This window comes from Stenotrophomonas sp. 21LCFQ19, from assembly GCF_056861425.1.
In genome coordinates this window covers 83,432-109,500 of sequence record NZ_JBSPUF010000012.1, presented here as the reverse complement: position 1 = coordinate 109,500, position 26,069 = coordinate 83,432, and the positions used below count along the sequence as shown (strand labels likewise).

Annotated in this window: 35 protein-coding genes and 1 pseudogene; 33 read left to right on the top strand and 3 right to left on the bottom strand. The window is 62.4% G+C overall.

What is annotated here, in order from left to right; all coding sequences use genetic code 11:
- The first annotated feature begins 4 nt into the window (after positions 1 to 4).
- From gpM to AC13FW_RS14335, 22 genes are all read left to right on the top strand, one after another.
- Positions 5 to 736 (top strand): phage terminase small subunit, encoded by a 732-nt coding sequence (gpM, locus tag AC13FW_RS14440; protein ID WP_482989532.1) that lies wholly within the window; start codon positions 5 to 7, stop codon positions 734 to 736.
- 106 nt (positions 737 to 842) lie between these two features.
- Positions 843 to 1,307 (top strand): head completion/stabilization protein, encoded by a 465-nt coding sequence (locus tag AC13FW_RS14435; RefSeq protein WP_482989531.1) that lies wholly within the window; start codon positions 843 to 845, stop codon positions 1,305 to 1,307.
- Complete coding sequence (locus tag AC13FW_RS14430; protein ID WP_482989530.1) at positions 1,307 to 1,519, top strand: tail protein X; 213 nt, start codon at positions 1,307 to 1,309, stop codon at positions 1,517 to 1,519. Before AC13FW_RS14435 ends, AC13FW_RS14430 begins: the two co-directional genes overlap by 1 nt.
- Positions 1,520 to 1,522: 3 nt before the next feature.
- Positions 1,523 to 1,894: a putative holin gene (locus AC13FW_RS14425; RefSeq protein ID WP_482989529.1), complete on the top strand. Its 372-nt coding sequence runs from the start codon at positions 1,523 to 1,525 to the stop codon at positions 1,892 to 1,894.
- On the top strand, positions 1,887 to 2,162 hold the full coding sequence (locus tag AC13FW_RS14420; RefSeq protein ID WP_482989528.1) for a phage holin family protein: 276 nt from the start codon (positions 1,887 to 1,889) through the stop codon (positions 2,160 to 2,162). The genes AC13FW_RS14425 and AC13FW_RS14420 overlap by 8 nt, the downstream gene beginning before the upstream one ends.
- Complete coding sequence (locus AC13FW_RS14415) at positions 2,162 to 2,794, top strand: glycoside hydrolase family 19 protein (RefSeq protein ID WP_482989527.1); 633 nt, start codon at positions 2,162 to 2,164, stop codon at positions 2,792 to 2,794. Before AC13FW_RS14420 ends, AC13FW_RS14415 begins: the two co-directional genes overlap by 1 nt.
- 2 nt (positions 2,795 to 2,796) lie before the next feature.
- Positions 2,797 to 3,324 (top strand): hypothetical protein, encoded by a 528-nt coding sequence (locus tag AC13FW_RS14410; RefSeq protein WP_482989526.1) that lies wholly within the window; start codon positions 2,797 to 2,799, stop codon positions 3,322 to 3,324.
- The gene (locus tag AC13FW_RS14405; RefSeq protein WP_482989525.1) at positions 3,321 to 3,800 is read left to right on the top strand and encodes a phage tail protein; all 480 of its coding nucleotides are present in this window, start codon (positions 3,321 to 3,323) and stop codon (positions 3,798 to 3,800) included. Before AC13FW_RS14410 ends, AC13FW_RS14405 begins: the two co-directional genes overlap by 4 nt.
- On the top strand, positions 3,793 to 4,245 hold the full coding sequence (locus AC13FW_RS14400) for a phage virion morphogenesis protein (protein ID WP_482989524.1): 453 nt from the start codon (positions 3,793 to 3,795) through the stop codon (positions 4,243 to 4,245). Before AC13FW_RS14405 ends, AC13FW_RS14400 begins: the two co-directional genes overlap by 8 nt.
- Positions 4,246 to 4,332: 87 nt before the next feature.
- A complete protein-coding gene (locus AC13FW_RS14395; RefSeq protein ID WP_482989523.1) occupies positions 4,333 to 5,223 on the top strand; it encodes a baseplate assembly protein in 891 nt (296 codons plus the stop codon).
- Entirely contained in the window at positions 5,216 to 5,764 is a 549-nt protein-coding gene (locus AC13FW_RS14390; protein WP_482989522.1) for a phage tail protein I, read from the top strand. The genes AC13FW_RS14395 and AC13FW_RS14390 overlap by 8 nt, the downstream gene beginning before the upstream one ends.
- An 8-nt stretch (positions 5,765 to 5,772) precedes the next feature.
- Positions 5,773 to 8,787, top strand: a complete 3,015-nt coding sequence (locus AC13FW_RS14385) for a gp53-like domain-containing protein (protein WP_482989521.1) — start codon at positions 5,773 to 5,775, stop codon at positions 8,785 to 8,787.
- A 102-nt stretch (positions 8,788 to 8,889) separates the two neighbouring features.
- Positions 8,890 to 9,459 carry a phage baseplate assembly protein V gene (locus AC13FW_RS14380; RefSeq protein WP_482989520.1) on the top strand — a complete coding sequence of 190 codons (570 nt, stop codon included), beginning with the start codon at positions 8,890 to 8,892 and terminating at the stop codon, positions 9,457 to 9,459.
- A complete protein-coding gene (locus tag AC13FW_RS14375) occupies positions 9,456 to 9,815 on the top strand; it encodes a GPW/gp25 family protein (protein WP_482989519.1) in 360 nt (119 codons plus the stop codon). Before AC13FW_RS14380 ends, AC13FW_RS14375 begins: the two co-directional genes overlap by 4 nt.
- A 17-nt stretch (positions 9,816 to 9,832) precedes the next feature.
- A complete protein-coding gene (locus tag AC13FW_RS14370) occupies positions 9,833 to 11,002 on the top strand; it encodes a phage tail sheath protein (protein ID WP_482989518.1) in 1,170 nt (389 codons plus the stop codon).
- Positions 11,003 to 11,041: 39 nt separating this feature from the next.
- Positions 11,042 to 11,554 carry a phage major tail tube protein gene (locus tag AC13FW_RS14365; protein ID WP_482989517.1) on the top strand — a complete coding sequence of 171 codons (513 nt, stop codon included), beginning with the start codon at positions 11,042 to 11,044 and terminating at the stop codon, positions 11,552 to 11,554.
- A 56-nt stretch (positions 11,555 to 11,610) separates the two neighbouring features.
- Positions 11,611 to 12,003, top strand: a complete 393-nt coding sequence (locus AC13FW_RS14360; protein ID WP_482989516.1) for a phage tail assembly protein — start codon at positions 11,611 to 11,613, stop codon at positions 12,001 to 12,003.
- Between the two features lie 50 nt (positions 12,004 to 12,053).
- On the top strand, positions 12,054 to 12,125 hold the full coding sequence (locus tag AC13FW_RS14355; RefSeq protein WP_482989558.1) for a GpE family phage tail protein: 72 nt from the start codon (positions 12,054 to 12,056) through the stop codon (positions 12,123 to 12,125).
- 15 nt (positions 12,126 to 12,140) lie between these two features.
- Positions 12,141 to 12,269 carry a hypothetical protein gene (locus tag AC13FW_RS14350; RefSeq protein ID WP_482989515.1) on the top strand — a complete coding sequence of 43 codons (129 nt, stop codon included), beginning with the start codon at positions 12,141 to 12,143 and terminating at the stop codon, positions 12,267 to 12,269.
- A 21-nt stretch (positions 12,270 to 12,290) separates the two neighbouring features.
- The gene (locus tag AC13FW_RS14345) at positions 12,291 to 16,067 is read left to right on the top strand and encodes a phage tail tape measure protein (RefSeq protein WP_482989514.1); all 3,777 of its coding nucleotides are present in this window, start codon (positions 12,291 to 12,293) and stop codon (positions 16,065 to 16,067) included.
- A gap of 13 nt (positions 16,068 to 16,080) precedes the next feature.
- Positions 16,081 to 16,476, top strand: coding sequence for a phage tail protein (locus AC13FW_RS14340; protein ID WP_482989513.1), 396 nt, complete (start codon positions 16,081 to 16,083; stop codon positions 16,474 to 16,476).
- Positions 16,476 to 17,501, top strand: coding sequence for a phage late control D family protein (locus AC13FW_RS14335; RefSeq protein WP_482989512.1), 1,026 nt, complete (start codon positions 16,476 to 16,478; stop codon positions 17,499 to 17,501). The genes AC13FW_RS14340 and AC13FW_RS14335 overlap by 1 nt, the downstream gene beginning before the upstream one ends.
- Here the strand turns inward: AC13FW_RS14335 and AC13FW_RS14330 are convergent.
- Together AC13FW_RS14330 and AC13FW_RS14325 are read right to left on the bottom strand one after the other, a co-directional pair.
- Complete coding sequence (locus AC13FW_RS14330) at positions 17,491 to 17,958, bottom strand: hypothetical protein (RefSeq protein ID WP_482989511.1); 468 nt, start codon at positions 17,956 to 17,958, stop codon at positions 17,491 to 17,493. The two genes, AC13FW_RS14335 and AC13FW_RS14330, sit on opposite strands and share 11 nt — an antisense overlap.
- A gap of 71 nt (positions 17,959 to 18,029) precedes the next feature.
- The gene (locus AC13FW_RS14325) at positions 18,030 to 18,461 is read right to left on the bottom strand and encodes a helix-turn-helix domain-containing protein (protein WP_482989510.1); all 432 of its coding nucleotides are present in this window, start codon (positions 18,459 to 18,461) and stop codon (positions 18,030 to 18,032) included.
- Between the two features lie 89 nt (positions 18,462 to 18,550).
- Between AC13FW_RS14325 and AC13FW_RS14320 the strand changes: the two genes are divergently transcribed.
- The gene (locus AC13FW_RS14320) at positions 18,551 to 18,817 is read left to right on the top strand and encodes a helix-turn-helix domain-containing protein (RefSeq protein WP_482989509.1); all 267 of its coding nucleotides are present in this window, start codon (positions 18,551 to 18,553) and stop codon (positions 18,815 to 18,817) included.
- A gap of 4 nt (positions 18,818 to 18,821) precedes the next feature.
- Positions 18,822 to 19,151 carry an ogr/Delta-like zinc finger family protein gene (locus tag AC13FW_RS14315; protein ID WP_482989508.1) on the top strand — a complete coding sequence of 110 codons (330 nt, stop codon included), beginning with the start codon at positions 18,822 to 18,824 and terminating at the stop codon, positions 19,149 to 19,151.
- Between the two features lie 236 nt (positions 19,152 to 19,387).
- Here the strand turns inward: AC13FW_RS14315 and AC13FW_RS14310 are convergent, their stop codons facing one another.
- A complete protein-coding gene (locus AC13FW_RS14310; RefSeq protein WP_482989507.1) occupies positions 19,388 to 19,996 on the bottom strand; it encodes a hypothetical protein in 609 nt (202 codons plus the stop codon).
- A gap of 334 nt (positions 19,997 to 20,330) precedes the next feature.
- Here AC13FW_RS14310 and AC13FW_RS14305 point away from each other — a divergent pair, with 334 nt between their 5' ends.
- The 9 genes and pseudogenes from AC13FW_RS14305 (at position 20,331) to AC13FW_RS14265 (ending at position 25,999) form a co-directional block, all read left to right on the top strand.
- Complete coding sequence (locus AC13FW_RS14305) at positions 20,331 to 20,555, top strand: hypothetical protein (protein WP_482989506.1); 225 nt, start codon at positions 20,331 to 20,333, stop codon at positions 20,553 to 20,555.
- The gene (locus tag AC13FW_RS14300) at positions 20,545 to 20,772 is read left to right on the top strand and encodes a hypothetical protein (RefSeq protein WP_482989505.1); all 228 of its coding nucleotides are present in this window, start codon (positions 20,545 to 20,547) and stop codon (positions 20,770 to 20,772) included. Before AC13FW_RS14305 ends, AC13FW_RS14300 begins: the two co-directional genes overlap by 11 nt.
- Before the next feature lie 102 nt (positions 20,773 to 20,874).
- Positions 20,875 to 23,583, top strand: a complete 2,709-nt coding sequence (locus AC13FW_RS14295) for a toprim domain-containing protein (protein WP_482989504.1) — start codon at positions 20,875 to 20,877, stop codon at positions 23,581 to 23,583.
- 196 nt (positions 23,584 to 23,779) lie between these two features.
- A complete protein-coding gene (locus AC13FW_RS14290; RefSeq protein ID WP_482989503.1) occupies positions 23,780 to 24,106 on the top strand; it encodes a hypothetical protein in 327 nt (108 codons plus the stop codon).
- Complete coding sequence (locus tag AC13FW_RS14285; RefSeq protein ID WP_482989502.1) at positions 24,099 to 24,389, top strand: nucleoside/nucleotide kinase family protein; 291 nt, start codon at positions 24,099 to 24,101, stop codon at positions 24,387 to 24,389. Before AC13FW_RS14290 ends, AC13FW_RS14285 begins: the two co-directional genes overlap by 8 nt.
- On the top strand, positions 24,382 to 24,552 hold the full coding sequence (locus AC13FW_RS14280) for a hypothetical protein (protein ID WP_482989501.1): 171 nt from the start codon (positions 24,382 to 24,384) through the stop codon (positions 24,550 to 24,552). Before AC13FW_RS14285 ends, AC13FW_RS14280 begins: the two co-directional genes overlap by 8 nt.
- Positions 24,549 to 24,764, top strand: a pseudogene (locus tag AC13FW_RS14275) (hypothetical protein); the annotation flags it as partial. The gene AC13FW_RS14280 and the pseudogene AC13FW_RS14275, both read left to right, overlap by 4 nt.
- A 343-nt stretch (positions 24,765 to 25,107) precedes the next feature.
- On the top strand, positions 25,108 to 25,593 hold the full coding sequence (locus AC13FW_RS14270; RefSeq protein WP_482989500.1) for a hypothetical protein: 486 nt from the start codon (positions 25,108 to 25,110) through the stop codon (positions 25,591 to 25,593).
- Entirely contained in the window at positions 25,586 to 25,999 is a 414-nt protein-coding gene (locus tag AC13FW_RS14265) for a hypothetical protein (protein WP_482989499.1), read from the top strand. The genes AC13FW_RS14270 and AC13FW_RS14265 overlap by 8 nt, the downstream gene beginning before the upstream one ends.
- Positions 26,000 to 26,069 lie beyond the last annotated feature (70 nt).

Below are 26,069 nucleotides of genomic sequence, written 5' to 3'. Positions count from 1 at the left end.
GGCCATGGCCGATAGCCCCGCAAAGCGTCACCTGCAGCGCAAGCTGGCGGCCAAGGCCGCCAGCAAGGTCGCCGGCAATCAGCTGATGCCCGGCACCGGCATCTACGAGCAGATGCTGCTGCAGCTGGCCAGCGACCGCGCTCGCTTGAAGCAGATCCAGTCCACCGAAGCCAAGGGCAAGCTCAAGGCCGAACTGCTGCCGGCCTATGCCCCGTACTTGGATGGCGTCCTGGCCGAAGGCAACGGCGCGGCCGATGAAGTTGTCACCACGGCAATGCTCTGGCACATCGACGCCGGCAGCTACGTCGAAGCCATGCGCCTGGCCGAGTACGTGCTGCGCCACAACCTGCCAATGCCGGATCGCTTCGAACGCACCACCGGCACCGTGGTGGCCGAAGAGGTGGCAGATGCTGCGCTCAACGCACTGCGCAGCGGTGCCGAGTTCGACGCCACGATTCTGGAACAGGCCTGCACTCTGACCGATGGCCAGGACATGCCCGACCAGGTGCGCGCCAAGCTGCTGCTGTCGCGTGCTCGCTGGATCATGCGGGATGTTGCCGTGGTCGAGGACGCCACGGGCGGCGCGTGGAATCCGGAGCTTCCCAAGCAAATCACCATCGCCGTGGAATCCCTGCGGCGCGCCATCCAGCTGCACGACGGCTGTGGCGGCAAGACTGATCTGAGCAAGGCCGAGAGCCAGCTCAAGAAATACACGGCCAGCCAGTCCAGCGACTGAGCCGTTACCCGAGCGTCCCCGCGACCCCGCCGGCTCGGGGCGGATCCAAAGGTCCTCTCTCCCCTTTGGTGAAGCCCCGACCACCGGCGACTTATTCAAGGCCCACATGAGCGGATTCATTGCCAACGGAACAGCCCCCGCAGAAGCCCCAGTGTCGTCGGATCCGTTCTGGCCACAGATCGACGTGTGCCACCTGCGGAACTCCGTGCGCCTCGCCGGCGAAGTGTCACCCGAGCGCCTGCGTGCTGCCATCGTGGCCGCCGCCATCACGGTGAACGATGATCTGGACAATTGGCGTCAGACGCAGCTCAACAAAGGCTACGACACCGCCGCCGCTGTGCCTGACGTAGAGATCGACGGCAAGCCACGTAGCATCCAGCTCTACATTCGGGCGGTGGCCTGTGCCACTGCCGTCGAGATCCATGAACGCTACCGGTCCTACGACTCCAGCGCACAGGGCAACCAGCGGGCGGACGATCTGAGTCCCACCATTGATGAGCTACGGCGGGACCACCGCTATGCCATCAGCGACTTCCTGCGCATTCGCCGTGTCACAGCGGAGCTGATCTGATGCGTGTCACCGCGATGCAAGGCGACACGCTGGACGCCCTTTGCCATCGCCACCTGGGCGTGACCGCAGGCGTCGTTGAAAAGGCGCTGGAACTGAACCCCGGTGTCGCCCACCTCGGCCCCGTACTACCGCACGGCACATCCATCGTGTTGCCAACCATCACCACCGCCACGGCACCGCCACAGCGCGCCCGTGTGAAGCTCTGGGATTGATTCATGGCCGAACCTACCTCCACCACAACTCTGGCGGTTGTGGCCGCCGGTGTGGGCCTCACGGCTCTGTTACCCGGCATCGACGGTGACGCCGTTGTCGGGGCTTTTGCCGGCGGCACGCTGTTTGTCGTGTCTGCGGCGGCAATGCCGCTCTGGCAGCGGGCGGTCTACCTGCTGCTGAGCACGGTGGCCGGGTACTACGCCACTCCCGATCTGCTGGCCCGTCTGCCGTTGCAGTCGTCTGGCCTGGTCGCGTTCCTCAGTTCTTCCGTGATCATCACCGTGACGCTGGGAGCCATTGAGGCATTCAAGAAGTTCGACTATCGGCGCGCCCTTGCAGCGTGGGCACGTCGTGGAGGCCCGCCCCGTGCCTAACGTGCTCACCCTGCTGACCTTCGCCGCAAGCTTGGCCATCTGCCTGCGTCTGCTGAGCTACCGCCGCGCTGCAGACACCCGGCACCGCCCAGGCATCGGCCTGTTCGCGTGGTTGCTGATCGCCTGCACTGGTGGCCAGGCGCTGCAGATCCTGCTGCAGGGGGCGCGGTTCCATCCAAGTCTCTGGCACTTGGGCGTGTTGCTTGTACTCGCTGTTTTGACATTCCGTGCCCGAGGCAACGTGGCGCGCATTTTGAGGGTTGATTGATGCTTACCGAACAGAACCTCATGCGTGCGATGCAGATCCCAGCCGCACGCGCCAAACGCTGGGCACCGCTGCTCAATGCAGCCATGCAGGAGTTCGGCATCAACACCCGCCGTCGCGCGGCCCACTTCATCGCGCAGCTGGGCCACGAAAGCCTTAGCCTGACCAAAATCGAAGAAGGCCTGAACTACTCGCAGGCACGTCTGCTGGAGGTGTTCGGCCGCCGCATTGCCCCCAGTGAAGCGGCAGCGTTTGCCCGCAATCCGCAGGCGCTGGCCAACCGGGTGTATGCCAACCGTGGAGGCAATGGCAGCGAAGCCAGCGGCGATGGCTACCGCTACCGTGGCCGCGCCCCGATACAGATCACCCTGAAAGACAACTATGCCGCCATCGGCGCTGCCATCGGCCTGCCGCTGGTCGAACAGCCGGATCTGTTGTTGGAGCTGGACACCGGGGCGCGAGCCGCCGCCGCGTACTGGAAGATCAACAATCTGAACGCACTGGCCGACGCAAACGAGACGCTGGCGCTGTCCCGCAAGATCAACCTGGGCAACGCTCGGTCCACCGCGACCCCAGAAGGCTGGCCCGACCGCCAGACGCGCACGCAGCGCGCCCTGCAAGCACTGGCGGCCTGACCATGCCAAGCGCCCGCGCAATCGTCACCCTGCTGTGCCTGGCGCTGCTGGCGGCCATGCTCGGCACAGCGCTGCACCTGCAGTCCGCCGCCGACGAAGCGCGCGCGGACGCCAAGAGCGCAAACCAGCGAGCGACTGGCCTTGCCGCCGCGCTCAAGCAATCGCGCCAAGAAACCACGCTTGCCCGCAAGAGCGTGCAGGTGGTTACCGAATATGTGGACCGCGTCCAGGTCATACAGGCCGCAGCCAAAACCATCACCAAGGAGATCCCGGTCTATGTCACGCCGAGCGCTGATGCTTCCTGTGTTGTTACTGCTGGTTTCGTGCGCATCCACGACGCCGCCGCTGCCGGCACCGCCGCAGACCCAGCCACCGGAAATCCTGATGCGCCCGCCGCCGGCATTGCGCTCTCTGACGTTGCCGGCGTCCTCGCCGACAACTACGCCCAGTACCACACCCTCGCCGCGCAACTGACCGGCCTGCAGGACTACGTGGCCACGTCCTGTCCCGTTCCAGCGGCAGCCCCATGAACAAACCCCAGTCGCTACGCGATCACCTGGCCGCCGCTGTCGTGGATCTGCGCACAAACCCCGAACGCCTGCTGGTGTTCATAGAACGCGGCTCGCTGCGCTCCACCATCGCGCCCGGTTCGGCCTTCGAATACAGCTACCAGCTCAAACTGGTCGTGACCGACTTCGCCGGCCATCCGGACGCCATCATGGTTCCCCTGTTGGCGTGGATCCGCCGCGAACAGTCCGAGCTGCTGACCAACACTGCCAACCGCGAGGCAATCGGTTTTGAAGCCGAGCTGGTGGACAACAGCGCTGTCGACCTGGTCATCACGTTGCCGTTGACCGAGCGCGTCGGTGTGACGCTGGGCGAAGATGGCAAAGTGACCACCGAGCACTTCGCCGAACCGCAGATGGAAGAGGCCTATGCGCCAACTCACTGGAAGCTGTATCTCAAAGATCAGTTGATCGCTGAATGGGATGCGCCGCGTGGATGACCTGCGGCAGCTGGAAGAGTGGTTGCAGCCATTGCTGGCCCGCCTCACTCCAGTTGAGCGTGGCCGCGTCGCGCGTGCGATTGGCACACGCTTGCGCCGCAACCAAACGGCCCGCATCAAGTCGCAGCTCAACCCTGATGGCACCGCATTCGCGCCACGTAAACAGCAAACGCGCGCCCGTAAGGGCAGCATCAAGCGTGCTGCCATGTTCAGCCGGATCCGGCAAACCAAGCACCTGCGCATCACCGCGAACGCTGATGAGGTTACGGTGGGCTTCCTTGGGCGCGTCGCCCGCATCGCCCAGGTTCACCAAGACGGCGGTATGGACAGGGTGCGCCCAGGAGGCCCGCGCGTGCGCTATGAACAACGGCAACTGCTGGGATTCACCGAGCAAGACATCAACGACGTGCGCGAAACGCTGCTGGATCATCTGAGCAGGCTGTAAACAAGCGCTCCACAAACCAGCCGAATCGAAGCATTCGCGCGCGCGCAGCAACCTGCTACGGACACCTTCCAGCGTGAGCTCCGTGGCATGCCAACCTTTACCGCCGTCGATCTTTCGCGGCTCCCTGCCCCGGCCGTTGTCGAGCAACTCGACTTTGAAACCATCTTCGCGCAGATGCTTTCGGAGCTGCAGCGCTACGACCCTCAGTTCAACGCGCTGACCGAATCGGACCCGGTTTACAAGATCCTGCAGGTAGTCGCGTACCGCGAGATGAACATTCGCCAGCGCGTTAACGATGCTGTGCGCGAGGTCATGCTCGCCTATGCGACGGGCAGCAACTTGGATCACCTGGGCGCGCTGATGGGCGTACCGCGCCTTATGTTGGATCCGGGCGACCCAGACAACAGCGTGCCGCCGACCATGGAGCCGGACGCCGACTTCCGCCGCCGAATCCAGCTCGCGCCAGAAGGGTTCAGTGTGGCCGGCCCAGAAGGTGCCTACATCTTCCACACCCTGGGCGCTGATCCCGGTGTGCTGGACGCCAGCGCCACAAGCCCAACACCCGGCGCGGTTGTAGTAACGGTCCTGTCCCGCACCGGTGGCGGCACACCTACCCCAGCCCTGCTCAATGCCGTTGCACAGGCGCTGTCGTCCGACGACGTGCGGCCGATGACGGACAAAGTCACCGTGCAGGGCGCTCAGATAATCGACTACCAGGTGGTGGCACGCGTTTACACCTACGCGGGGCCAGACACCGCGTTGGTGCTGGCGGAGTCCATGAAGAAGCTTGAACGCTATCTCGCTGAGTCCCATCGGCTCGGGCGCGACATTCCCCGTTCGGGCATCTTCTCAGTTCTGCACACCGAAGGCGTGCAGCGGGTAGAGCTGGATCTGCCCGCCGCCGATATCGTCGTGAACCGCAAGCAAGCCGGCCGCTGCACGCTGGTCGACGTCACCCACGGTGGCATCGATGAGTAGCTTGCTGCCGCCCAATGCCACCCTCGCCGAGCGCGCCATTGAGCATGCAACCGCGCGGATCAGCGACGTACCCATCGCCATTGCCGACATACTCAACGCAGACAAGGTCGATATCGGCTTGCTCCCTTGGCTGGCATGGCAAATGTCGCTGGACGTATGGCGCAGCGACTGGCCCGAGCACATCAAACGTGCGCGCGTGCGCAAGGCCATCGAGATCCAAAAGCGCAAGGGCACCGCAAACAGCGTGCGTCAGGTAGTCGCTGCGTTCGGCGGCAATGTGCAGATCCGCGAATGGTGGCAGGCCACGCCGCCGGGTCCGCCGCACACGTTCGAAATGGTGCTCAACCTCGCGGGCGAAGGCGGAACAACAGCCTCCGCGCAGTTCGTTGACGACGTGATTGCCGAGGTCGAACGCTCCAAGCCCGTTCGTTCCCATTTCACCTTCACCCAAGGCGTTCAAGCGACCTCTGGCGTAGGACTGTGCGCGCGCGTGCGTGTCGCCGGTTACCGCCGCCTTGTCCTGCAGTCGCCCGCCGCATAGGAGTCACAGTGAGTTCCATTCCGTTCTACCTCACCCCTGCGGGCCGTGCGTTGCTGGTCAATCCCGACAACACCGGCACCAACGCGCTGCGCATCGCCCAGGTGGGTATCAGCCCATCCGCCACCGGTATCGTATCCGGCAAGCTCTCCGGCGAGATCAAGCGGCTGACGACGTTTGCCGGCGACGTTGTGGCAGACGACACAATTCACGTCACCATCCGCGACGAAAGCGCCGACGTGTACTCGCTTCGCGCCTTCGCGCTGTACACCGAAACCGGCGTACTACTCGGTAGCTACGTCCAAGCCGCCGTCATCATGGAGAAGTCCGCACAGGCCATGATGCTGCTTTCAACGGATATCCGGTTTTTGGATCTAAATGTCACGGCTGTGACCTTTGGCGCTAGCAACTGGATTAACCCAACGGCAACCACCGAAACACCAGGCGTGGTTGAGTTGGCCGACAATTTGGAATCCGTCACTGGCACCGATGATCGGCGCGCGATGAGCCCTGCCGGAACCAATGCTGCGCTGGATGCGCGTCTTGGCGTTGGCGCGCCAACGGGCTTCGTCAAAACCCTGATCACGGCAGGTAGCGCTGCAGTCTTTCGCGCAGGGCTGGCCCTCAAATCGGCTGCAACTTTCGACACTGGTGCCGGCAAGGGCCTTGATGCCGACTTGCTCGACGGCCAGCATGGAGCCTACTACCTCAACTACGCCAACCTCACGGGCGTGCCGGCGACCTTTGCGCCTAGCGCCCACAAGCACGCTTGGGCTGATCTGACAGGCCTGCCTGCATACGCAACACGCTGGCCATCCCACGATGAGGTCACGGACAAGCCTTCCAAGTATCCGCCGGAGAATCACACACACAGCGCCGCTGACATCAACAGCGGGACGTTCGACGTTGCTCGCATCCCGTCACTTCCGATCAGTAGAACAACGGGACTGCAGGCGGCACTGGACGGAAAGTCGGCCAACGGCCATGGTCACGCAATCAGCGACGTGATTGGGCTGCAGGCGGCATTGGACAGCAAATCGGCGAACGGGCACGGCCATGCCATCGGTGATGTGACCGGGCTGCAAACCGCTCTCGATGGGAAGGCTGCATCCAACCACACGCACAGCGCGCAACAGATCACCAGCGGCACCTTCGACGTTGCGCGCATTCCCGCATTGGGCATCAGCAACGTCACAGGATTGCAGGCCTCCCTCAATGCGGCACTGCGCCGAGACGCGGCTATCAACGCAATCGCACTGGATCTGACGGAGTACCGGATCGGTGCCCAAACAGCCGTTGGAAGTGACACGCTGTCCATTCGGTTTCAATCTGGTGGCAGCTACAACACCGGACGAGGCGCAATTCTTGAACTGAATGGCGCAAACGCCGCCAGCAACGGCGGCGCATTTCGGCTTCTCGGATGTGCAAGTACAACGTCTATTGTGAGTGGGGGAAAGGACTCGACTGTCGTGTTCCAGGACTCGGCTTTCAATTTCATCGCCCCGCTGCAGCGCAGCGGTCAAGACGTGTGGTGGCCAGGCAACTTCACGCCCACAAACGTGCCCGTGCAGGTGGGTGATTTTCTGGTATCCAAGGCCAGTTCAATCATCGGTATTGGCGTGTCCGGCGGCCGAAATGGCGGCATGTGCAACTTCGCAAACGACGGTATCGGCGATATCGGGCTATTCAGTGAACACATTGGCGGCCGCATTCGGCTTCGACCTGATGGGAGGCTTAGTTCCGTTGGCCAATTCCTAGTCGAAACCACAGGTTTGAACTGGAACGGCAACACGGTCTATCACAGCGGGCTGTTCAAGCCGGAGGACTTCGCAGCAGCAGTGCACACGCACACCATCGCCCAGGTCACTGGCCTGCAGGCCGCCCTTGACGCCAAAGCTACCACTGCCCGCCAGCTGGTGGCTGGCAATGGTCTAACCGGTGGTGGAACGCTGCAAGCGGACAGGACGCTTACGCTTGGAACTCCGTCCACTGTCACCGGTGCCACGGCCAACTCGGTGGCCGCACTGAGCCACACGCACGCGCTGTCTCTGGCTTTCAACGCAGAGTCTTTCGACGCGGGATCGACCGACTATCCACAGGATGTTGTCAGCACTGGATCTCTGCCTGCTGGCAGCGCAACCGGCATCTCAACTCACCTGACCGTAACCTCGGGTGGCAACGCTCGAGTGGCCCAATTGTTGTTTCAGCCGAGCGGTGGAACAGGTCAACCGACACTGATGTATCGCACCAGTCACGTAAGCTCAGGTGGTGGTGGCTGGACGGGACTGCAAAAGGTCTGGACGGATGCAACCCTGAACCCTGCTAGCTTCGCCAGCGCCAGCCACACGCATGCCATTGCGAACGTCACCGGCCTACAGGCAGCACTCGATGGCAAGCAGCCCAGCGGCAGCTACGCAGCGGCATCGCACACTCACTCAGCCGGCGATATCAACAGCGGCGTGCTTGCGGATGCACGAATCCCAGCGCTCGCAATTTCGAAGACCACCGGCCTGCAGGCCGCGCTGGACGGAAAGCAACCCAGCGGCAGCTACGCCGCTGCTTCGCACAACCACACCATCGCCCAGGTAACCGGCTTGCAGCCCGCGCTGGACGGCAAGCAGCCGAGCGGTAGCTACGCCGCTGCGTCGCACACGCACACCATCGCCCAGGTCAATGGCCTGCAAGGGGCAATTGACGCCTGCGTGAAGAGTGCGGAGCACACCGCGAGTAGTGCGAAAGATGGTTGGCGGAAGGGGCCGGATGGGATTATCGAACAGTGGGGCTACATGCCCGCGGCCTCCACAAGCGAAGGCGAAGGCCCACAGATCGTGTTCCCAATTGCTTTCCCCACCGCGTGCCACAATGTCCAGTTGACGCCACTCATTCCTGCCCCGTCAAAGTTCTACGACCTTACGCCACAGTGCATTGGCGAACCCACCAGAACGGGCCAGCGTGTCTACCTACAGGCACCGTCTGACGAAAACCCGAATGGCTATGCGTTCTTCTGGCGCGCCATCGGTTCTTGACTGAACAACAGGACGCCCGCGAAAGCGGGCGTTCGGCTGTAGAACTGTTCGGCACAACCCACCCGGCATGCCTCGCGCGAGCGCCCCGCACAAACTGGGCACATGCAGAACAACGAAGTCACTCGCCAGCTCTCCAGCGCAATCCGTATCGGCACCATCGCCGAGCTGGATCTTGCTAAGGGGCTGTGCCGTGTCGAGACGGGCGAAGTAGTCACTGACTTTGTGCCCTGGCTTGCTCCGCGTGCTGGCGAGACCACGGAGTGGTCCGCCCCGACTGCAGGCGAACAGGTCATCGTGCTTTCACCCGAGGGCGACACTCGCTCGGCCGTTGTCCTGCGCGGTCTGTACTCCAACGCCTTCCCGGCACCAGCCAGCGTGGCCACTGAACACGTCACCAGGTACGCAGATGGTGCCGTCATCAAGTACGACCATTCCGCCCATGCCTTGACCGCGCAGCTGCCCTCTGGCGGCACAGCAACGATCACCGCTGACGGCGGCGTAACCATCAATGGCCCTCTGACGATCAATGGCGACACCAAGATCGTCGGCGACACATCCGTCTCCAAGACACTGACCGCCACCACAGATGTTGTTGGCGGCGGGAAAAGCCTCAAAGGGCACAAGCACACGGCAGTGCAGAGCGGCAGCGCTGTATCGGGTCCGCCGCAATGAGGGGCATGGACGCCTCCACTGGTCACGCAATCGAGGGCGAGGCACATCTCCGCCAGTCCATCGCGGACATCCTGACCACGCCGCTTGGCTCGCGCGTGATGCGCCGTGAGTACGGATCTCTGCTGCCCAGCCTGATCGACGCGCCGTTCAACGGGTCCACCCGTGTACAGCTCTATGGCGCAATTGCCACCGCCCTCATGCGCTGGGAAAAGCGCATTCAACTCACCAAGGTTGACGTGGTCAGCGGAGAGATGCCGGGCCGCGTTGTCGTGACCTTGGAAGGTCGCCGCACCGGCACCCTGCAATCCACCGAGTACACCCGCCTCACCTTGCCGCTCACCCTCCGCGCCAACTGACTTCAGGAGTTCCCAACATGACCGATTCCTACCACCACGGCGTCCGTGTTATCGAAATCTCTGGCGGTTCCCGCCCCATTCGGACCATCAGCACCGCCATCATCGGCTTGATCGGCACCGCCGCAGATGCTGACCCCAAAGCATTCCCGTTGAACAAGCCTGTTCTGATCACCGATGTTCGCGGCGCAATGGGCAAAGCAGGCACCGATGGCACTCTCGCCGAGTCATTGGCGGGCATTGCCGATCAGGCGGATCCGCTCGTTGTTGTGGTCCGCGTAGAGGCTGGAGCGGATGACGGCACCACCACCACCAACGTGATCGGCAGCACCACCGATGGCGTATACACCGGCATGCAGGCGCTGCTCGCTGCACAGGCACAGCTCGGCGTGAAGCCCCGCATCTTGGGCGCACCGGGTTTGGACACACAGCCAGTGGCAGCCGCTCTGGCTGTGATCGCGGCCAAGGTTCGTGGTTTCGCGTATGTCAGCGCGGGCACCAGCGCCAGCAAGGAAGACGCGGCCTTGTACCGCGAGAGCTTCGGTGCGCGTGAGCTGATGGTGATCTGGCCCGATTTCATCGCGTGGGACACCACCGCCAACGCGTCCGCGCCCGCATTTGCCATCGCCCGCGCCCTCGGCCTACGCGCCAAGATCGACGCGCAACAGGGCTGGAACAAGACCATCTCGAACGTGGCCGTGGCTGGTGTGACCGGCATCAGCCGCGACGTGCATTGGGATCTGCAGGATCCGGCTACCGATGCGGGCTTCCTCAATGAAGCCGACGTAACCACCCTGGTCAACTTGAACGGCTATCGCTTCTGGGGTTCGCGCACTTGCTCGGATGATCCGTTGTTCGCCTTCGAGAGTGCCGTGCGCACTGCCCAGGTGCTGGCCGACACCATCGCCGAAGGCATCGCATCGTTCGTTGATAAGCCGATGTTGCCGTCGAGCGTGCGCGACATCGTGGAGAGCATCAACGCGAAGTTCCGTGAAATGAAGTCGGCTGGTCTGATCATCGACGCGCGCGCATGGGTTGATCAGTCTGCCAACGAAGCGGCCTCGCTCGCCGCCGGCAAGATCGTCATCGACTACGACTACACACCGACGCCGCCCATGGAAAACATCACGCTGCGCCAGCGCATCACCGATCAGTACCTGGCCGACTTCACGGCGGCCGTGTCGGCTTAATCGCCGGCATCGCCCCTCCCCGACTTCAGGAGAAACAGTATGTCCCTGCCCCGCAAACTCAAGAACATGAACACCTTCGGCAATGGCGAGAGCTTTCTCGGCCAGGTCACCGAAGTGAAGCTGCCCGTGCTGACCCGCAAGATGGAGGGCTATCGCGGCGGTGGCATGAGCGGCGAAGTGGATATCGACTTCGGCTATGAAAAGCTGGAGTGTGAGCACAAATATGGCGGCCTGATGCGCCCCATCCTCAAGGACTACGGCATTACCCGCCACGATGGCGCGATGCTGCGCTGGGTTGGCGCTTACCAGCGCGAGGATACCGGCGAGGTTGAGTCCGTCGAGGTGGTGATGCGTGGCCGCCACAAAGAAATCGACATGGGCAATGCCAAGCCCGGCGACGACACCGAGTTCACCGTCAAGTCCACGCTGAGCTACTACAAGCTTTCCATCGCCGGTGCCGTGGTGATCGAACTCGATCCGGTGAACATGATCGAGATGGTCGAAGGCGTAGACCGCCTTTCCGAAATTCGCCGCGCCATCGGCCTGGCCTAACACCCAATGCCCGGTCAGCGGCCGGGCCTTCCTACCTTTCCAAAGCGAGAGTAACCGTGACCGATAAGACTGAATCCATTGCAGCCATTGCAGCCACTGCAGCCTCTGCAATCACCACAACCGTCGCAGCCATCGACTCCACTCTCTCCGCCGACGTCGTGGTGGACCCCAACACCATCCATCTCGATGAACCGATCAAGCGCGGCACGCAGAAGATCGAAGCCGTGACCCTGCGCCGGCCCGCCGCTGGCGAGTTGCGCGGCGTACAGCTGGGCATGCTGATGATGCTGGACGTGGACATGATCCGCCTGGTGCTTCCGCGAATCTCCAGCCCGTCGTTGACCAGCCACGAAGTCAACCAGCTGGATCCGACCGACATCCTGGCATTGGGCATGCGCATCCAGAGTTTTTTCACGTCGAAGGCGGAACGGGGATACCTGATCGCGTAGAAGACGCCTTCGCTGACGTGGCGGCCATCTTCCACTGGCCGCCCAATGCCATGGATGGCATGAGCGTGGAAGAACTGATGGAGTGGCGCGAGCGCGCCCGGAAACGCAGCGGATCGGAGTAGTGGTAATGTGCGCGCATGGTCATCCTCATTCTCATTGTTCTGGCCGCCCTGATGGTGCTGGGTCTTACCTTCGCCGCGTTGGCACCGCTGTATCGCCGTTTGGGCGATGCAGTGACGCCGCCCAAGGCACCGCGCACGCGCTGATCCAGCGCAAGGCCGGCTGATATGGCCGGCAATCAACTGCGTCTTTCCGTTGTCCTGGCCGCCCTGGACAACGCGTCCGGCCCCTTCCGCCGGATCCTCGCTGGCAGCAAAGGTGTCTCCGCCGGGATCCGCCAGACCCAAGCCGTACTGAAGAACCTCAACGCCCAGCAAAAGAGTATGGGCGCGTTCCGTGCGCTTGAAGAAAGTGCAGGCCAAGCTGGGGTAGCGCTGGCCGACCAGCGCCGCAAGCTGGCAGCACTGACCACGCAGTACAACGCCACCGAGAAGCCAACAGCCAAGCTGACCCGCGAGCTGCGCGCCCAGGCATCTGAGGTCGGCAAGCTCGCCCGCCAGCACGACCTGCAGCGCGACAAGCTCTCAGGCCAGCGCCAGGCACTGGCCGCCGCTGGCATCGACACCAACCGGCTGGCAGTGCACCAACGTCAGCTCAGCGGCGAGATTGACCGCACCAACCAGCGCATGGGCCAGCAGACCAGTCAGCTGAAGCGCATGCAGGACGCATCCGAACGTGCTGCCAAGGTCCACCGCGCCGGCATGACCGCCAGCCTGCACGGTGCCGGCATGCTGTATGCCGGCCAGCGCATGTTGCGTGCCGAAGCGCTCCCGCTTGGCGAGGCCATGAAGTTTGAGTCCGCCATGGCGGACGTGCGCAAAGTAGTTGATTTCCCGACGCCGCAAGGCTTCAAGCAGATGGGTCAGGACGTGCAAGACCTGTCACTGCACTTGCCCATGATTCCGCAGGACATTGCTGCCATCGTCGCAGCCGCTGGCCAAGCGGGCATTGCCCGTGGCGAACTGCTGCGGTTTGCAGAAGACGCCACAAAGATGGGCGTCGCGTTCGACACCACGGCCGATGACGCAGGCCAGACGATGGCCACCTGGCGCACCGCCTTCCGCATGAATCAGGATGCGGTGGTGCAGCTTGCCGACCGCATCAACTACCTGGGCAACACTGGTCCGGCCAACGTTCGCCAGATCAGCGAGGTAGTGAACCGCATCGGCGCTCTGGGCGAAGTCGCCGGTCTGCAGTCAGGCCCGCTGGCAGCATTGGGTGCCACCGTGGCCGGCATGGGTATCCAATCCGAGGTGTCGGCCACCGGCATCAAGAACATGCTGCTGACCCTTGCTTCCGGCTCTGCAGCCACGAAGGCGCAGCGTGGCGTGTTCGAAGCCATTGGCGTGGATGCCGAACAGATGGCCAAGCATCTTCAGGAGGACGCCGGCGGCGCGATCCTGTCGGTTCTGGAGAAGCTGCGGCTGCTGCCGAAGGAAACGCAAGCCGGGATGATGACCAAACTGTTCGGTCGTGAGTCCATTGGCGCTATTGCGCCTTTGCTGACGAATCTGGAACTGCTGCGAACCAATTTTGCAAAGGTCAGTGATGCACAGCAGTACCAGGGCAGCATGCAGGCTGAGTACGCCTCGCGTGTTGCAACCTCTGAAAACTCGCTGCAGCTGCTGAAGAACTCAATGTTGGTGGTTGCCCAGTCGATTGGCGACACCCTGATTCCCGACTTCAAGGCTTTTGCAGCACAGGCCGGCGCGGTCATTGGCCGAGTGATCGAGTGGACGCGCACCAATCCGGAACTGGTGCGCAGCATCACGCGCATCACCGTTGGTACCACTGCCCTGGTCACAGTGTTGGGCGGTTTGATGATGGGCGCAGGATTCGCCGCGATGGCGTTCTCTCAGATTCACAGCGCACTGAGCATCCTCAGCGGCGGCAATGGCGTTATGTCTCTGGTGCGCTCGCTGGGCCAGCTCGGCGGCCGGGTGCTGCCGTGGTTGACTAATGGTGCGCGCATGTTGCTTCCGGCGCTGGCCGGCATCAGCTGGCCTGTACTGGCCATCGGCGCTGCCGTTGCCGCTGTAGCCGCAGTGGTGTGGCGCTACTGGGGTCCGATCAAGGCCTTCATGCTGGGCGTGTGGGAAGGCCTGCGCGTTGCTGCTGGGCCTGTGATCGCGGAAATGGCAGCGGCGTTGGCCCCGTTGAAGCCCGCATGGGATGCCGTTGCCAGCGCGCTGAGCACGGTATGGAGCTGGGCCAAGCAACTGCTGACACCGTTCAATGCCACCCGCGAGCAGCTGCAGGGCGCAACAGATGCCGGCCGCAATTTCGGCGCGGCGCTGGTGATTCCAATGCGCCTGATGGTTGGGTTGTTCAAAGATCTGGCACCAGTCGCCTCGGCGGCATGGGCAATCATCAAGGTGCTGTTCCGTTATTCGCCACTGGGCATGATCGTGAGCAACTGGGGGCCGGTCAGCGGCTTCCTACAGATGCTCTGGCGCGGCATCACCATCGCCGCACGCGCGGCCTGGTCTGTCCTGGCCACCGTATTCCGCTATACGCCGCTCGGCCTGATCATCAACAACTGGGCACCGGTCGCCCGCTTCCTGCAGATCCTGTGGCGCGGCATCACCATCGCCGCACGCGCAGCCTGGTCAGTGTTGGCCAGCGTATTCCGCTATACGCCGCTGGGCCTGATCATCAACAACTGGGCACCGGTCGCCCGCTTCCTGCAGATCCTGTGGCGCGGCATCACCATCGCCGCACGCGCAGCCTGGTCAGTGTTGGCCAGCGTATTCCGCTATACGCCGCTGGGCCTGATCATCAACAACTGGGCACCGGTCGCCCGCTTCCTGCAGATCCTGTGGCGCGGCATCACCATCGCCGCACGCGCAGCCTGGTCAGTGTTGGCCAGCGTATTCCGCTATACGCCGCTGGGCCTGATCATCAACAACTGGGCACCGGTCGCCCGCTTCCTGCAGATCCTGTGGCGCGGCATCACCATCGCCGCACGCGCAGCCTGGTCAGTGTTGGCCAGCGTATTCCGCTATACGCCGCTGGGCCTGATCATCAACAACTGGGCACCGGTCGCTCGCTTCCTTCAGGGGCTGTGGGGTTCCGTCACAGGTGTTGCCAGCGCCGCGTGGACGCGCGTGGTTGCCGTGCTCCGCCTAAGCCCTCTAGGTGTACTGATCACGAACTGGACGCCCATCAGCGCCTTCCTGCGAGGCCTGCTAGGTACTTCCTTGGGCTACGTCTCGGCGGCGTGGGATCGGATCCGCGTGCTGTTCTCCTACAGCCCGCTGGGCGTTCTGATCGCGCAATGGACACCCATTGCCGGCTTCTTCACTGGCTTGTGGGGGCGGATCCAGCAAACCCTGGCCAGTGCTATGGCGATGGTGCTGGCATTGATCGCAAGCAGCCCTGCTCGCCTCACTGGCGGCCTGCAGGCCATGTGGTCGGCCATTGCAGCTGTGCTGGCGGGGTGGCCACTCAAAATGACGCAGGCCGGTGCAGACATGGTCACCGGGCTGATTGCCGGCATTCGCTCCAAGATAGGTGCCGCTGTCGAAGCCATTGGCGGCGTCGGCGGCGGTGTCATCGACCGCTTCAAGGCAATGCTGGGGATCCACAGCCCTTCGCGCGTGTTCGCCCAGTTGGGCCAGTTCACGATGCAGGGACTGGCCGGTGGCCTGCTCCGCGCCCAGGCGTTGCCTGTGCAGGCCATGGCGGGCCTCGGGGCACGCATGCAGCAGGCTGGTGCTGGCGTGGCCATGGCGGCCGCTCTCGCGCCTACCGTGGCCATCGACAAGCGCCCGCCGGTTGTTCCCTTCCAGTCGGCGGCACAACCGTCTGGCGATACCTACAACATCACCATTCACGCCGGCAGCACCGCGCAGGGTCAGGACATCGCCCAGCAGGTACGCGCGGAGCTGGAACGCATCGAGCGCGAGAAGCGCGCCCGCTCCCGCTCCCGCCTGTCGGACTAACTGAGGATCCGCCATGCTGATGGCCTTGGGCACGTTTGTGTTTTCTCTTTCCACCACCGCCTACCAGCAGTTGGAGCGATCAACAGCATGGCGGCACGCAGCGTCTTCGCGCGTCGGTGCCCGCGCCGCGCATCAATACCTTGGTCCCGGCGAAGAAACCGTGGAGCTTAGCGGCATCGTGGCACCTGATCTGACCGGCACCATTGCCTCGCTTGCCATGCTGCGTGAACTGGCCGACGAAGGCCGACCGCTCGCCCTGGTCAGTGGTGCCGGCACGGTTCTTGGCGCGTATCGGATCACCGGCCAGCGCGAAACCGAAACGCTCCACTACCAGGACGGAACGCCCAGGCGCATCGAGTTTCAGCTCTCTTTGCTACGCACGGACGATAACAACGAGGATGACGCCTGATGGCCGCGCGTGCGCCTGTCCCGGCATGGGATGTAACCCTGGACGGGAAGAACCTCACTGAACGCCTGCAGCCCCGTCTTCTTGACCTGACGCTGACCGAATGCCGAGGTGGCGAGGCCGATCAGTTGGAACTGCGGATCCACGACCACGACGGCCGCGTGGCATTGCCCCGCAAGGGTGTCGAGCTGCAGGTATCTATCGGCTGGACCGATGGCCTGGTGGACAAGGGCACATTCACTGTCGATGAAGTCGAATACAGCGGTAGTCCGGATTTGATCAGCATTCGTGCAAGGTCTGCCAACCTAACCCAGCCGCTGCGCACGCGTCGCTCGCGCAGCTGGCACAAAACCACGCTGGGTAAAGTCCTGCGAAACATTGCCGGCGAGCACGATCTTCAGCCACGCATTGCGGCCGAGCTGGATAGCCTGGCGGTCGATCACCTGGACCAAACCGAAGAGAGCGACGCAAACCTGCTCACGCGGCTGGGCAAGCGCTACGACGCTGTGGCCACGGTCAAGGCTGGTTGCCTGATCTTCACTCCCATCGGCTCGGGCAAGACGGCGACCGGGAAAGAAATCCCACGCGCTAGCATCACCAAGCGCCGTGGCGATCAGTACCAATGGACATCAGCGGACCGCGACGTTTACAGCGGCGTCCGCGCGTACTGGCACGACAAGGGCGCAGCCCGCCGCAAGTCAGTACTAGTTGGCAGCAGCGCAAACGCCAAACGCGTCCAAGAAACCTATGGCACCGAACGCGATGCCAAGGAAAACGCAGAAGCGGAGTGGAATCGGATTCAACGAGGCGCGGCGAAGTTCAATATCACGCTGGCGCTCGGCCAAGCTGATCTTTATCCCGAGCAGCGCGTGGACGTGTCTGGCATTAAGGAAGGAATTGATGGGGAGTGGTTGGTGGAACGCGTCACGCACACCATCGATGGCAACGCTGGTTTCACCACCCGTCTTGAATTGGAAACGCCCGTTTCCGCCAAATCGAAGGCCAGCGAGGAAACGGCTAGCGATTGATGCCGCCGAATCCCCACGACCGAATATCCAGCTCGGCATCCAGCCGAGCCTGAATGTCTTCCAGATATGCGATTGCACGGCGCGGCCGACGCTGACCACGACAGCCGGCCAACAGCGAAACTAGCGAGCTAAAGACAACCAGCGCGGACAGCACCAAAAGCGCCGCGTAGCTTTCGCCTACCAGCCACATCGCATGCGTGCCGCCGAGACAAGCAACGGCGAGCATTGCCAAGAAAATGCCCAAGGCAACCAGATGCTGTCCTTCGCGCCTAAGTTCAACGCGGCGGGCGGTCAGGACTACCCCAAGCGTGTCGCGCAACTCCGCGACTTTTCCGCTTTCCACTTCCCACAGCGGGCAAGGTTCACCGCCGATGTTCAGTACCAGGTTGTTCGCGTAGACGCTTCCCTGTACCAGCTGGCCCACGTTGAAGTCGGGCACAAAATTCCGTTCCTGCATGTTAATTCCTTACGACAACGGCCGATAACATCGGCCGTTGTGATCAAAGCTTGAATAGCTTCGCTTAGGAATTACTTTTTCTTTTTTCCGCCAACGTTGAACACCACATCAGGTTGCTGCACGTCGCCCTGAACTACTTGTCCCTGCTTGCCGCCGGTGATCTTGATTCCCTTTGCTGCCTTCGCCTCAGCAGCGGGCGCGTTTGCGCCTAAAGCCGCGAGGACAAGCCCGCGTGTGGCAGGCGCGGCATTGCGGTAGGCCGCAAGCAAAAGCATTTCTTCAGCGCTCACTCCACTGCCATCGCTGCCGTGGTGGCCACTCAACACGTAGACAACGTCTACGCCAGCAGCGGTTGCGCCTGCCAGATAGCCCGCACCTGGCAGCTGCTCTCCCTGTTCGTACTTCAGCTGTGCGCGCTTCGAAACGCCGCCCGCCTCAGCCAGCGCTTGCTGTGTGAGTTCCAAGCGCTGCCGTTCTTCCTTCAGTCGGTTCCCTATAGACACACACAACTCCTTTTGTCGAATCAAAGTTCACTTGACAGGTGACCTATTGTTCACCATGCTTGCACGCAAATCCACGCGATGACCCGCGCATGTCTAACCGCTCAAACCTTCGCAAGTCCAAACCACTCCCCCCGCTGCGCTCCTGTGCAGAAGCACGCGACTGGCTGGTGGAACAAGGCCTCACCGTGACCCAGTTCGCCCGAAAAAACGGGCTCAGTGTCGATGCGGTGAAAGACCTTCTGCTGGAACGTGGCACCGGCCGTTCTGGCAAGTCACACGATGCAGCGGTCGCACTTGGCATGAAGCGTAACCCGCAAATGCCCGCACAGTCACGCGCAACCCCGCGCGGCCGTTAAGCCAATGGTTGCTCTTGTCGCTCGCCGCAAGGCCACGTTTCTCTGCCCGTTCTGTCGCTCCGCGCTCTACAAGCGCACCAGCCAGCTCGCGCACCAGTTCCTACGGAACGATGTTTTCGTGTGCGACAACCCGCTCTGCTCGGCTTCATTCAACGCCCACACCGAGCTAACCCACTTGGCCAGCCCTTCGGGTATACCGCACGCCCTGCCGTGTGAACTACCTGAAACGCCGCACCTGATGCGCGCGAAACTCCAACGCGCCTATCGCGCTGAGAGCGAAAGCCGTCAGCTCAACCTGCTCGACGCATGCGAAGAATCTGAGGACGCAGAATGACCCGCGATCACGACAAGACCAGCGGCAACTGGACAACTGCACAGATGCCGCGACTTGTACACGGGCAGGTTCTCTCTGGCGCCCCTACTTCACCGGATCAAAAGCAGCGCGAAGCGGCCGAGCTTCGCGCTTTGGTAGAGGAGCACCTTGCCGCTGGTGGTGCTTACGAAATCCTCTCGGGCCCGCTCCCCCACGTTAGCAAAACACGTGCGTGAAGCGCCCTATTGGCCTGCCCGTCAAGCGTCGGCCGGCTCTACTCCAACCACCAAGCCAAGGCCAACTGCCATGCTGGCGAATACAACGCGATCTCCAATCCGTACCTCGCGAGTCGTCCCGCCGGCTTCCAATCCGGTGAAAGCCTCTCCGAGCGCCGCTTTGACCTGTTCGCCTTCGGAAGCAGGGAATGCAGCATGCACGGCTACGCCGGCAAGAGTGATCAACGCGAAAGCATCACTATTCTTGGCGGGGTCACCGGTGAAGGTGAGCGAATCCACCTTGCCGGAATCACTGTCCACGCTCAGCACAACAGCCGCGCCATCGCCCAGGTGGATGGTGGACGACCCATCACTAGCCGGTGCCTCGACGCTCCCCACCTTGAGCGAACCCATGTCCGCTGTGACCTCGGCCAACCTCTTGACGTACTCATTCACCGTGATGCCAAGCGTTGGATCTGCCTCTGCTTCATCCGCTATCGCCGGTATCGCAGCGTCTTCTATGGGTGTCGGTGCAGCATCGAGCTTTGGCTCGGTGTCCACCGCTCCCTCCACGCTCGGTGGTGGTGCAGGCAACGCACATGCAGACAAAAGGGCAATCCCAACCACCAAAGATAAGCGTTTCATTTCCATTAGTTTTCCAGTTGCTTCATTGAATTCGCACTCCCGCGAATTTCCGCATATTGACACGCGCCAAGGATGGAGCGAAGCTTCTGCCGTCGCCGCAAAATCGGCGACCGGGATTGGTCTCCCGTTCTCTCAAGGCGCAACAGCGCCCATCGTCCGATGCAAGGCGCTTTTTTGTGCCCAGGCATCGCTTCGGGCACCTGCTCACCAGTTCAATGGCGGGCGGTACGCGGGGGGCTTACGCCCCGCCGGTTCCTTGAGTCCGGTAGACCAACCCGTACCGTCCGCCACCACCGATTGGTCTCGGTGTGGCGGATTCCTCAAACTCAAGGAATCCACCATGTCTATCGACAGCCAAGGTGCGCCCGCGTCTGCCGCGCGCCAAATCGCTCACTACTTCGGCCTCATCGCCGACACCCTCGACTGGAATCACACCGACTGGCTAGCCCTTGGGGCGCGGCTGGAAGCGTGCGGCAAGCCGGTCCATGCCCTGACCCTTGCCGACGTCGAAACGGCCGTCACCGCCACGCGCGAAGCCCGCAGCGAGGTGCGCCATGACGCCTGATAAGCCCACGCTGCTCATTGACCAGGTACTCCCGCCCCAAGATATCGACCGTCTTTGGCGGGCACAGCAAGCCAGCGAGCTGCTGTCACGCCTAACCGGCCCCATCGCAGAGGCAACCGGTATCACGCACGACAACACCGCCGCAGTTGCTGAGTACATCAGCGAGGAAATGCGCGACGTGCTGAACCGTTCTACCCCGCTGGAAGAACTGATTTAAACCCCAACAGCCCGCGCCGGTGCGCCAACACCGGCCGCGCTGCAGCACCACCAGGAGAGAGAGCCATGCAACACCCCACCTACCGGAACACGGCGGCCTGAAATGCAAGAGGATCTGCGCCAACAGGTGCTGCAGCGGCTTGAGCGCGACTATGGGCTCAAGCTGCGGCCGAGTACCGAGTACATGCGCGGGGGCAAGTGCCCGACGTGCGGTAAAAAAGAGCTTTACACCAACTATCTCAAACCGTGGGTACTGCGCTGCGGCCGGCAGGCGAAGTGTGGCCGCGAGGTGCACGTCAAAGACGTGTACGACGATCTGTTTGATGACTGGGGCAAACGCTACCCGACCACCGACGCCAACCCGCATGCAGCGGCTGAGGCGTATCTGCAGCACTCGCGTGGTTTCGAGCTGAGCAAGGTCCGCGGACTATTCACGCAAGCGGACTACTACAGCCCCCAGATCAAGCAGGGCAGCGCCACCGTGCGCTTCCCGCTGCGCAAAGGTGAGTGGTGGGAGCGCCTGATCGACCGGCCGCACCGCTTCGGCAAGATGAAGGCCCGTTTCGCCCCAGGTCACAGCTACGCTGGCTGCTGGTGGGCGGCCCCTACCATGACCGAGCAGCTGGCAACCTGCAACGAGCTGTGGATCGTTGAAGGCATCTTCGACGCCATCGCGCACCTACACCACGGGAACGTGGCTGTGTCTGCCATGTCATCCAACCAATTTCCTGTTGAGGACCTGCAGGCGCTGGCCAAGCTACGCGCCGGCAACCTGCCAACGCTTATCTGGGCACCGGACAACGAGCCGGCAAAGGGCAACGGTCCTGGCACCCACGACTACCTGCGCAAGCACGCCGCACGCGCCAAGGCCATGGGCTTCACCTGCAAAGCTGCGCTGATCCCCCAGCCTAGCGACCGCAAAGTGGACTGGAACGACCTGCATCTGCGGGCCATTGCGCACGCTGACAAGACGGACCAGCAGCAACAGTGGCAGGACGATATGGCAGAAGCCCGTTACCAGGGCGATCTGCTGCTTTCCAAGAGCCCCATCGAAAAGGGCATGCTGATGTTCCGCCATGGCGGCCGTCGTGAGTTCCACCTTGAGTTCCGCTCGCGCATGTACTGGTTTGCCTTCGATACCTCCCGTTTCGAGAAGCTCAAGTCGGACCACATCAAGGCAAACGGCGAAGACGATCTGGACGACAAGCTGCCCGAAATTGAGCGAGCAGCGGCACAGGTCCACGAAATCGCCAATTGCTTTCCGGAAGCACTGTATTTCCAGCGCAATGACGTCACTGATGAGAGCTGGTACTTCTTCCGCGTCGATTTCCCGCATGACGCCCCCAGCGTAAAAGGCACCTTCACCTCCTCGCAGACGCTGAATGCTCCGGCCTTCCGCGACCGTCTGGCCAGCTTTGCGCCGGGCGCTGTGTTCGATGGCACCGCCAGCGAGCTGATCCACGTGATGAAGGATCAGCTTTACAACATCAAGAAAGTGGAAACCATTGATTACGTTGGCTACAGCAAGGAACACCGCGCCTACGTGCTTGGCGATATCGCTGTACGCAACGGCGAACTGGTGCAGGCCAACACCGAGGACTATTTCGAGTTCGACAAGCTGCGATTGAAGACCACGCAGAAGTCGATCCGCATGGAAATCCAGCGCGATGCCGAGAGCTACCGCACCGACTGGCTGCCGTGGTTGTGGCTGTGCTTTGGCACCCACGGCATGGTTGCCCTTACCTATTGGTTCGGTTCCCTGTTCGCCGAGCAGATCCGCGCTGACCACAAGAGCTTCCCCTTCTTGGAAGCCACAGGCGAGGCGGGCGCGGGCAAGACCACCCTGCTGACATTCCTGTGGAAGCTGCTGGGCCGCAGCGATTACGAAGGCTTCGATCCGGCTAAGTCCTCAAAGGCCGGCCGCGCCCGCGCCATGGGTCAGACCAGCGGCATGCCGGTGGTCCTTCTTGAAGCCGACCGCAGCAGCCCGGACAAGGCTCACGCGAAGACCTTCGAATGGGATGAACTGAAAGACTTCTTCGGCGGCGGCACGCTCGCTACGCGCGGCGTCCGCAATGGCGGAAACGACACATACGAGCCACCGTTTCGCGGCACCATCGTTATCAGCCAGAACGCGGCCGTGGACGCCAGCGAGGCAATCCTGACCCGTATCGTCAAGCTGCATTTCAAGCGCCCTGACGTCACCACCGATAGCCGCATCGCGGCCGACAACCTCAACCAGCTGCAGGTAGAGGCGCTGAGCTATTTCCTGGTTAAAGCAATAAAGGCAGAAAAAACGGTTCTGGAAACCTTTGCTACCAGGGTGAAGTTCTGGGAAGCCGCTCTGCGCGCACGAAAGGAGATTCGCATCGAGCGCGTCATCAAGAACCACGCGCAGATGATGGCGCTGGTGGACTGCCTATCGCTAGTGATCGATCTGCCAAAGGATATGCGCGAAAAAACGCAGATTGCGCTGGCGGACATGGCCGAGGACCGGCAGCGCGCAATCAGCGCCGATCACCCAGACGTTTCCCAGTTCTGGGAAGTCTTTGAATACCTGGAGGGGCTGGGTCAAGAGCGCCGCGTGAACCATTCCCGCGACGATAAGCGAATCGCCATCAACCTCAACGAGTTCTACGCCAAGGCGGCCCTGTTCTCACAGAAGCTCGCCGATATCAACGAAATGCGACACCTGCTGCGCAACTCGCGCAGGCACAAGTTCGTTGACGCAAGCATCGCTGTTAACAGCAGCCTGCGCGATGGCGCTCTTGGAAAGTCGCCAACAGTGAAATGTTGGGTGTTCGAAGCTTGAACACCTGATTCAACCGGCGCAGTAGCGCCAAAAAAAAGCGGGTCCGGCGGGTGGTGCGCCAACACCACCCCAAGGGCCTCCCAACAAAGCTCAGGAGATGAGAGCCATGCAACAGATGAGCGGGATTGTTCCCCACACCATTACACCTTCGCCGGTACCGACCACCGGACCCGGCACGGAGGCTACCACGGCCCCCATGAAAGCACGCGAAACCCCGCCGCAGGCAGTGGTTAGCCTGATCGTGACCCACGACCAGGTCACCATGGTTGCCGAGTTGGCCATGGGCCGTGGCTGGGTTGTGCTGCGCCGCTGGGAGCGTCGTGCCAGCGTCCGCATCGGATGGGTGCAGGTGGAAGGCCCCACCGACGTGCAGGCCTGTGCGTGCGCTGTAGGCCACGAGCTGGCCGCCCTGATGTTCGGCCTGCCCTTCCCCTATGCGCTGGCCAACATGCTGCCCAAGGCGGCCACACAGGCCGCTCAGGACGCGATTGCGCAAGCCCAGCGGGAGGTGGACCGTGCCTAAGTCCATCGTTGTCTACGCCCCCCAAGGCAGCGGCAAGACCCTGCACGCCGAGGCCATCGCAAAGCGCCTCGGCCTGCAGAGCGTTAAGGATCTGGACGATGTGCAGCTCGACGGCGAGCGCCTGCAGCGTCACGGCTTTCTGTACCTGGCTAACAGCTACTGGTACGGGGACCGTGCTGCGGAACTGCTGGGTACGCCGATGATGGATATCAGCGCCGCGCTGGCCCTCATCGGTGTTAGCAACAGCACCGCCAAAGCCAGCCGGGAGGTGACCAATGCTTAATCTGCTGCTGATGCTGGCACCCGCTGCCGGCGGCGCTCTGGCGCTGCACCTGTGGAACACCCGCGCCCCGGCCCTCAAGCACACCGGATTGGCAGTCGGGCAAGCAACCATCAAGCGGCGCGGCAGCGCCCGCATGGCCGTCCGGCGTGGGGTGCAGGCATGAAGCTCTCTCGCGTAATCGAACTGAGCAAGGCAGCCCGCGCCGCCGGCACGCCCGGCCCCATGTCTACCGGTGAGGCGCTGACCGTCGCGCTTGTCCTCAATCGCCATGACTGGCTGCAGCAGGAGGGCTACACCGCCGCCCAAGCACTGGATCGGATCGACGCCGATACCATCCCGCATCTGCGCGCCGCCGAGCGCGTCCTGCAGGCCGAGTTCGGCCCCGCCCCCTTGTCTGTGTCGCTGGAGGCCCAGCTGGACGCGCTGCGTGATTCCTGCATCCGCCGGCATGAGCAGTTGATCAGCTCGGCCAACCTGCAGAAGCGCCAAGCCGACGAAGCACGCGCAATCCGTGACCGTTGGATCCACGAATGCGCGACCTCTAACCTGGCCGGTTTGAAGAACGGCGCGGCGCTGATGCGCAACGCCAGCCGGAACGCTGCAGTCGGCCGCAGCCCGCTCAACAGCCTGCAGGTGAAGTTGGCCAGCGAATACCTAAACCTCGCTGTGGCGGTCGCATTGCTGCGCTTTGGGTTCGATCTGGAACAGGGGGTGTTCCATGCGTAAGCCCAGCAGTTACGTCAACGCGGCGGATATTCGTGCTTCCGACTCTCCCTGCACCGTTGTGCAGAAGCTCGATCAAGCTTTCGATTCCTCAGCGATCACCATCCCCGCTATCGGCAAAGACCTTATCCGCTACGTCACCCCGTCGAAGCATTGGCTCTATCAGTCAGGGGGTAAGACCGTCCTGCGGATCACCGATGCCGGCGCTATCGAAGTAGGCGATGGCTGCACAAATGCGGACGCTGCGTGGGCGCTGGCCAAGCTTGCCCAGGATCATCTGGCGCGAAGCCGCGGCTTCCGCACAGATCGTCCAATTGCGTACATGTACCGCGTCCATTTGAAAGACCGGCAGTCTGGCGGGCTTTGGTCTGAGGTGACCGAGGAGGAATACTTGTGTCTGGCTTCATACCAGTCCGATCACTACAGCGTCGAGCGCGCCGAGCTGTTCGCGCCAACGGTGCAGGTGAACGCCAATGACTAACTTCATTTCGCCGGTAGATAAGATCGATAGCATGGTTCTCCATCCGATCCCAACCAGCCGCCCGATCAACGTTGTTAAGGCGGTACGAGACGGACGCATTACGTTGCTGCTTGCGTCGGATGGGAAGGTTTACAGCAGTTGCAGTCAAAAGGTTTGCTACACCATCGAAGCCAACGAAATGCAGACCTCAACGATGCGCGCTCTTGAACGCCTTGGCGTGATCACCAAGGCGCAGATGGATGAGCATCTAGCTGCGGGCAAACGCCGAACCCAATGGCGAGAAAGAAGGTGGGCGGCAGAATGCCTCGTCAACAAGGCCAAGTTGCTTGGAATCAAACTGACCAAGGCGCAGCAGGCGAAGGTCGATCTGTTCGATCCAGCTAAGCGTGACGGGAGAAAGCCATGACCCAATGCCAACTGGAACGCCTGCCCGACGCGATGAGGTGCAAGAGCGGCCACGTGGCCAGACTGATGGA

What these genes read in the sequence shown, in the direction of transcription:
- AC13FW_RS14330 (WP_482989511.1), bottom strand. Translation starts at nt 17,958, where the DNA reads ATGCAGGAACGGAATTTTGTGCCCGACTTCAACGTGGGCCAGCTGGTA.
- AC13FW_RS14370 (WP_482989518.1), top strand. Translation starts at nt 9,833, where the DNA reads ATGACCGATTCCTACCACCACGGCGTCCGTGTTATCGAAATCTCTGGC.
- AC13FW_RS14410 (WP_482989526.1), top strand. Translation starts at nt 2,797, where the DNA reads ATGCCAAGCGCCCGCGCAATCGTCACCCTGCTGTGCCTGGCGCTGCTG.
- AC13FW_RS14395 (WP_482989523.1), top strand. Translation starts at nt 4,333, where the DNA reads ATGCCAACCTTTACCGCCGTCGATCTTTCGCGGCTCCCTGCCCCGGCC.
- AC13FW_RS14290 (WP_482989503.1), top strand. Translation starts at nt 23,780, where the DNA reads ATGAAAGCACGCGAAACCCCGCCGCAGGCAGTGGTTAGCCTGATCGTG.
- AC13FW_RS14265 (WP_482989499.1), top strand. Translation starts at nt 25,586, where the DNA reads ATGACTAACTTCATTTCGCCGGTAGATAAGATCGATAGCATGGTTCTC.
- AC13FW_RS14390 (WP_482989522.1), top strand. Translation starts at nt 5,216, where the DNA reads ATGAGTAGCTTGCTGCCGCCCAATGCCACCCTCGCCGAGCGCGCCATT.
- AC13FW_RS14430 (WP_482989530.1), top strand. Translation starts at nt 1,307, where the DNA reads ATGCGTGTCACCGCGATGCAAGGCGACACGCTGGACGCCCTTTGCCAT.
- AC13FW_RS14345 (WP_482989514.1), top strand. Translation starts at nt 12,291, where the DNA reads ATGGCCGGCAATCAACTGCGTCTTTCCGTTGTCCTGGCCGCCCTGGAC.
- AC13FW_RS14365 (WP_482989517.1), top strand. Translation starts at nt 11,042, where the DNA reads ATGTCCCTGCCCCGCAAACTCAAGAACATGAACACCTTCGGCAATGGC.
- AC13FW_RS14300 (WP_482989505.1), top strand. Translation starts at nt 20,545, where the DNA reads ATGACGCCTGATAAGCCCACGCTGCTCATTGACCAGGTACTCCCGCCC.
- AC13FW_RS14425 (WP_482989529.1), top strand. Translation starts at nt 1,523, where the DNA reads ATGGCCGAACCTACCTCCACCACAACTCTGGCGGTTGTGGCCGCCGGT.
- gpM (WP_482989532.1), top strand. Translation starts at nt 5, where the DNA reads ATGGCCGATAGCCCCGCAAAGCGTCACCTGCAGCGCAAGCTGGCGGCC.
- AC13FW_RS14415 (WP_482989527.1), top strand. Translation starts at nt 2,162, where the DNA reads ATGCTTACCGAACAGAACCTCATGCGTGCGATGCAGATCCCAGCCGCA.
- AC13FW_RS14380 (WP_482989520.1), top strand. Translation starts at nt 8,890, where the DNA reads ATGCAGAACAACGAAGTCACTCGCCAGCTCTCCAGCGCAATCCGTATC.
- AC13FW_RS14405 (WP_482989525.1), top strand. Translation starts at nt 3,321, where the DNA reads ATGAACAAACCCCAGTCGCTACGCGATCACCTGGCCGCCGCTGTCGTG.
- AC13FW_RS14305 (WP_482989506.1), top strand. Translation starts at nt 20,331, where the DNA reads ATGTCTATCGACAGCCAAGGTGCGCCCGCGTCTGCCGCGCGCCAAATC.
- AC13FW_RS14435 (WP_482989531.1), top strand. Translation starts at nt 843, where the DNA reads ATGAGCGGATTCATTGCCAACGGAACAGCCCCCGCAGAAGCCCCAGTG.
- AC13FW_RS14340 (WP_482989513.1), top strand. Translation starts at nt 16,081, where the DNA reads ATGCTGATGGCCTTGGGCACGTTTGTGTTTTCTCTTTCCACCACCGCC.
- AC13FW_RS14280 (WP_482989501.1), top strand. Translation starts at nt 24,382, where the DNA reads ATGCTTAATCTGCTGCTGATGCTGGCACCCGCTGCCGGCGGCGCTCTG.
- AC13FW_RS14320 (WP_482989509.1), top strand. Translation starts at nt 18,551, where the DNA reads ATGTCTAACCGCTCAAACCTTCGCAAGTCCAAACCACTCCCCCCGCTG.
- AC13FW_RS14310 (WP_482989507.1), bottom strand. Translation starts at nt 19,996, where the DNA reads ATGGAAATGAAACGCTTATCTTTGGTGGTTGGGATTGCCCTTTTGTCT.
- AC13FW_RS14315 (WP_482989508.1), top strand. Translation starts at nt 18,822, where the DNA reads ATGGTTGCTCTTGTCGCTCGCCGCAAGGCCACGTTTCTCTGCCCGTTC.
- AC13FW_RS14335 (WP_482989512.1), top strand. Translation starts at nt 16,476, where the DNA reads ATGGCCGCGCGTGCGCCTGTCCCGGCATGGGATGTAACCCTGGACGGG.
- AC13FW_RS14270 (WP_482989500.1), top strand. Translation starts at nt 25,108, where the DNA reads ATGCGTAAGCCCAGCAGTTACGTCAACGCGGCGGATATTCGTGCTTCC.
- AC13FW_RS14295 (WP_482989504.1), top strand. Translation starts at nt 20,875, where the DNA reads ATGCAAGAGGATCTGCGCCAACAGGTGCTGCAGCGGCTTGAGCGCGAC.
- AC13FW_RS14350 (WP_482989515.1), top strand. Translation starts at nt 12,141, where the DNA reads ATGGTCATCCTCATTCTCATTGTTCTGGCCGCCCTGATGGTGCTGGGT.
- AC13FW_RS14375 (WP_482989519.1), top strand. Translation starts at nt 9,456, where the DNA reads ATGAGGGGCATGGACGCCTCCACTGGTCACGCAATCGAGGGCGAGGCA.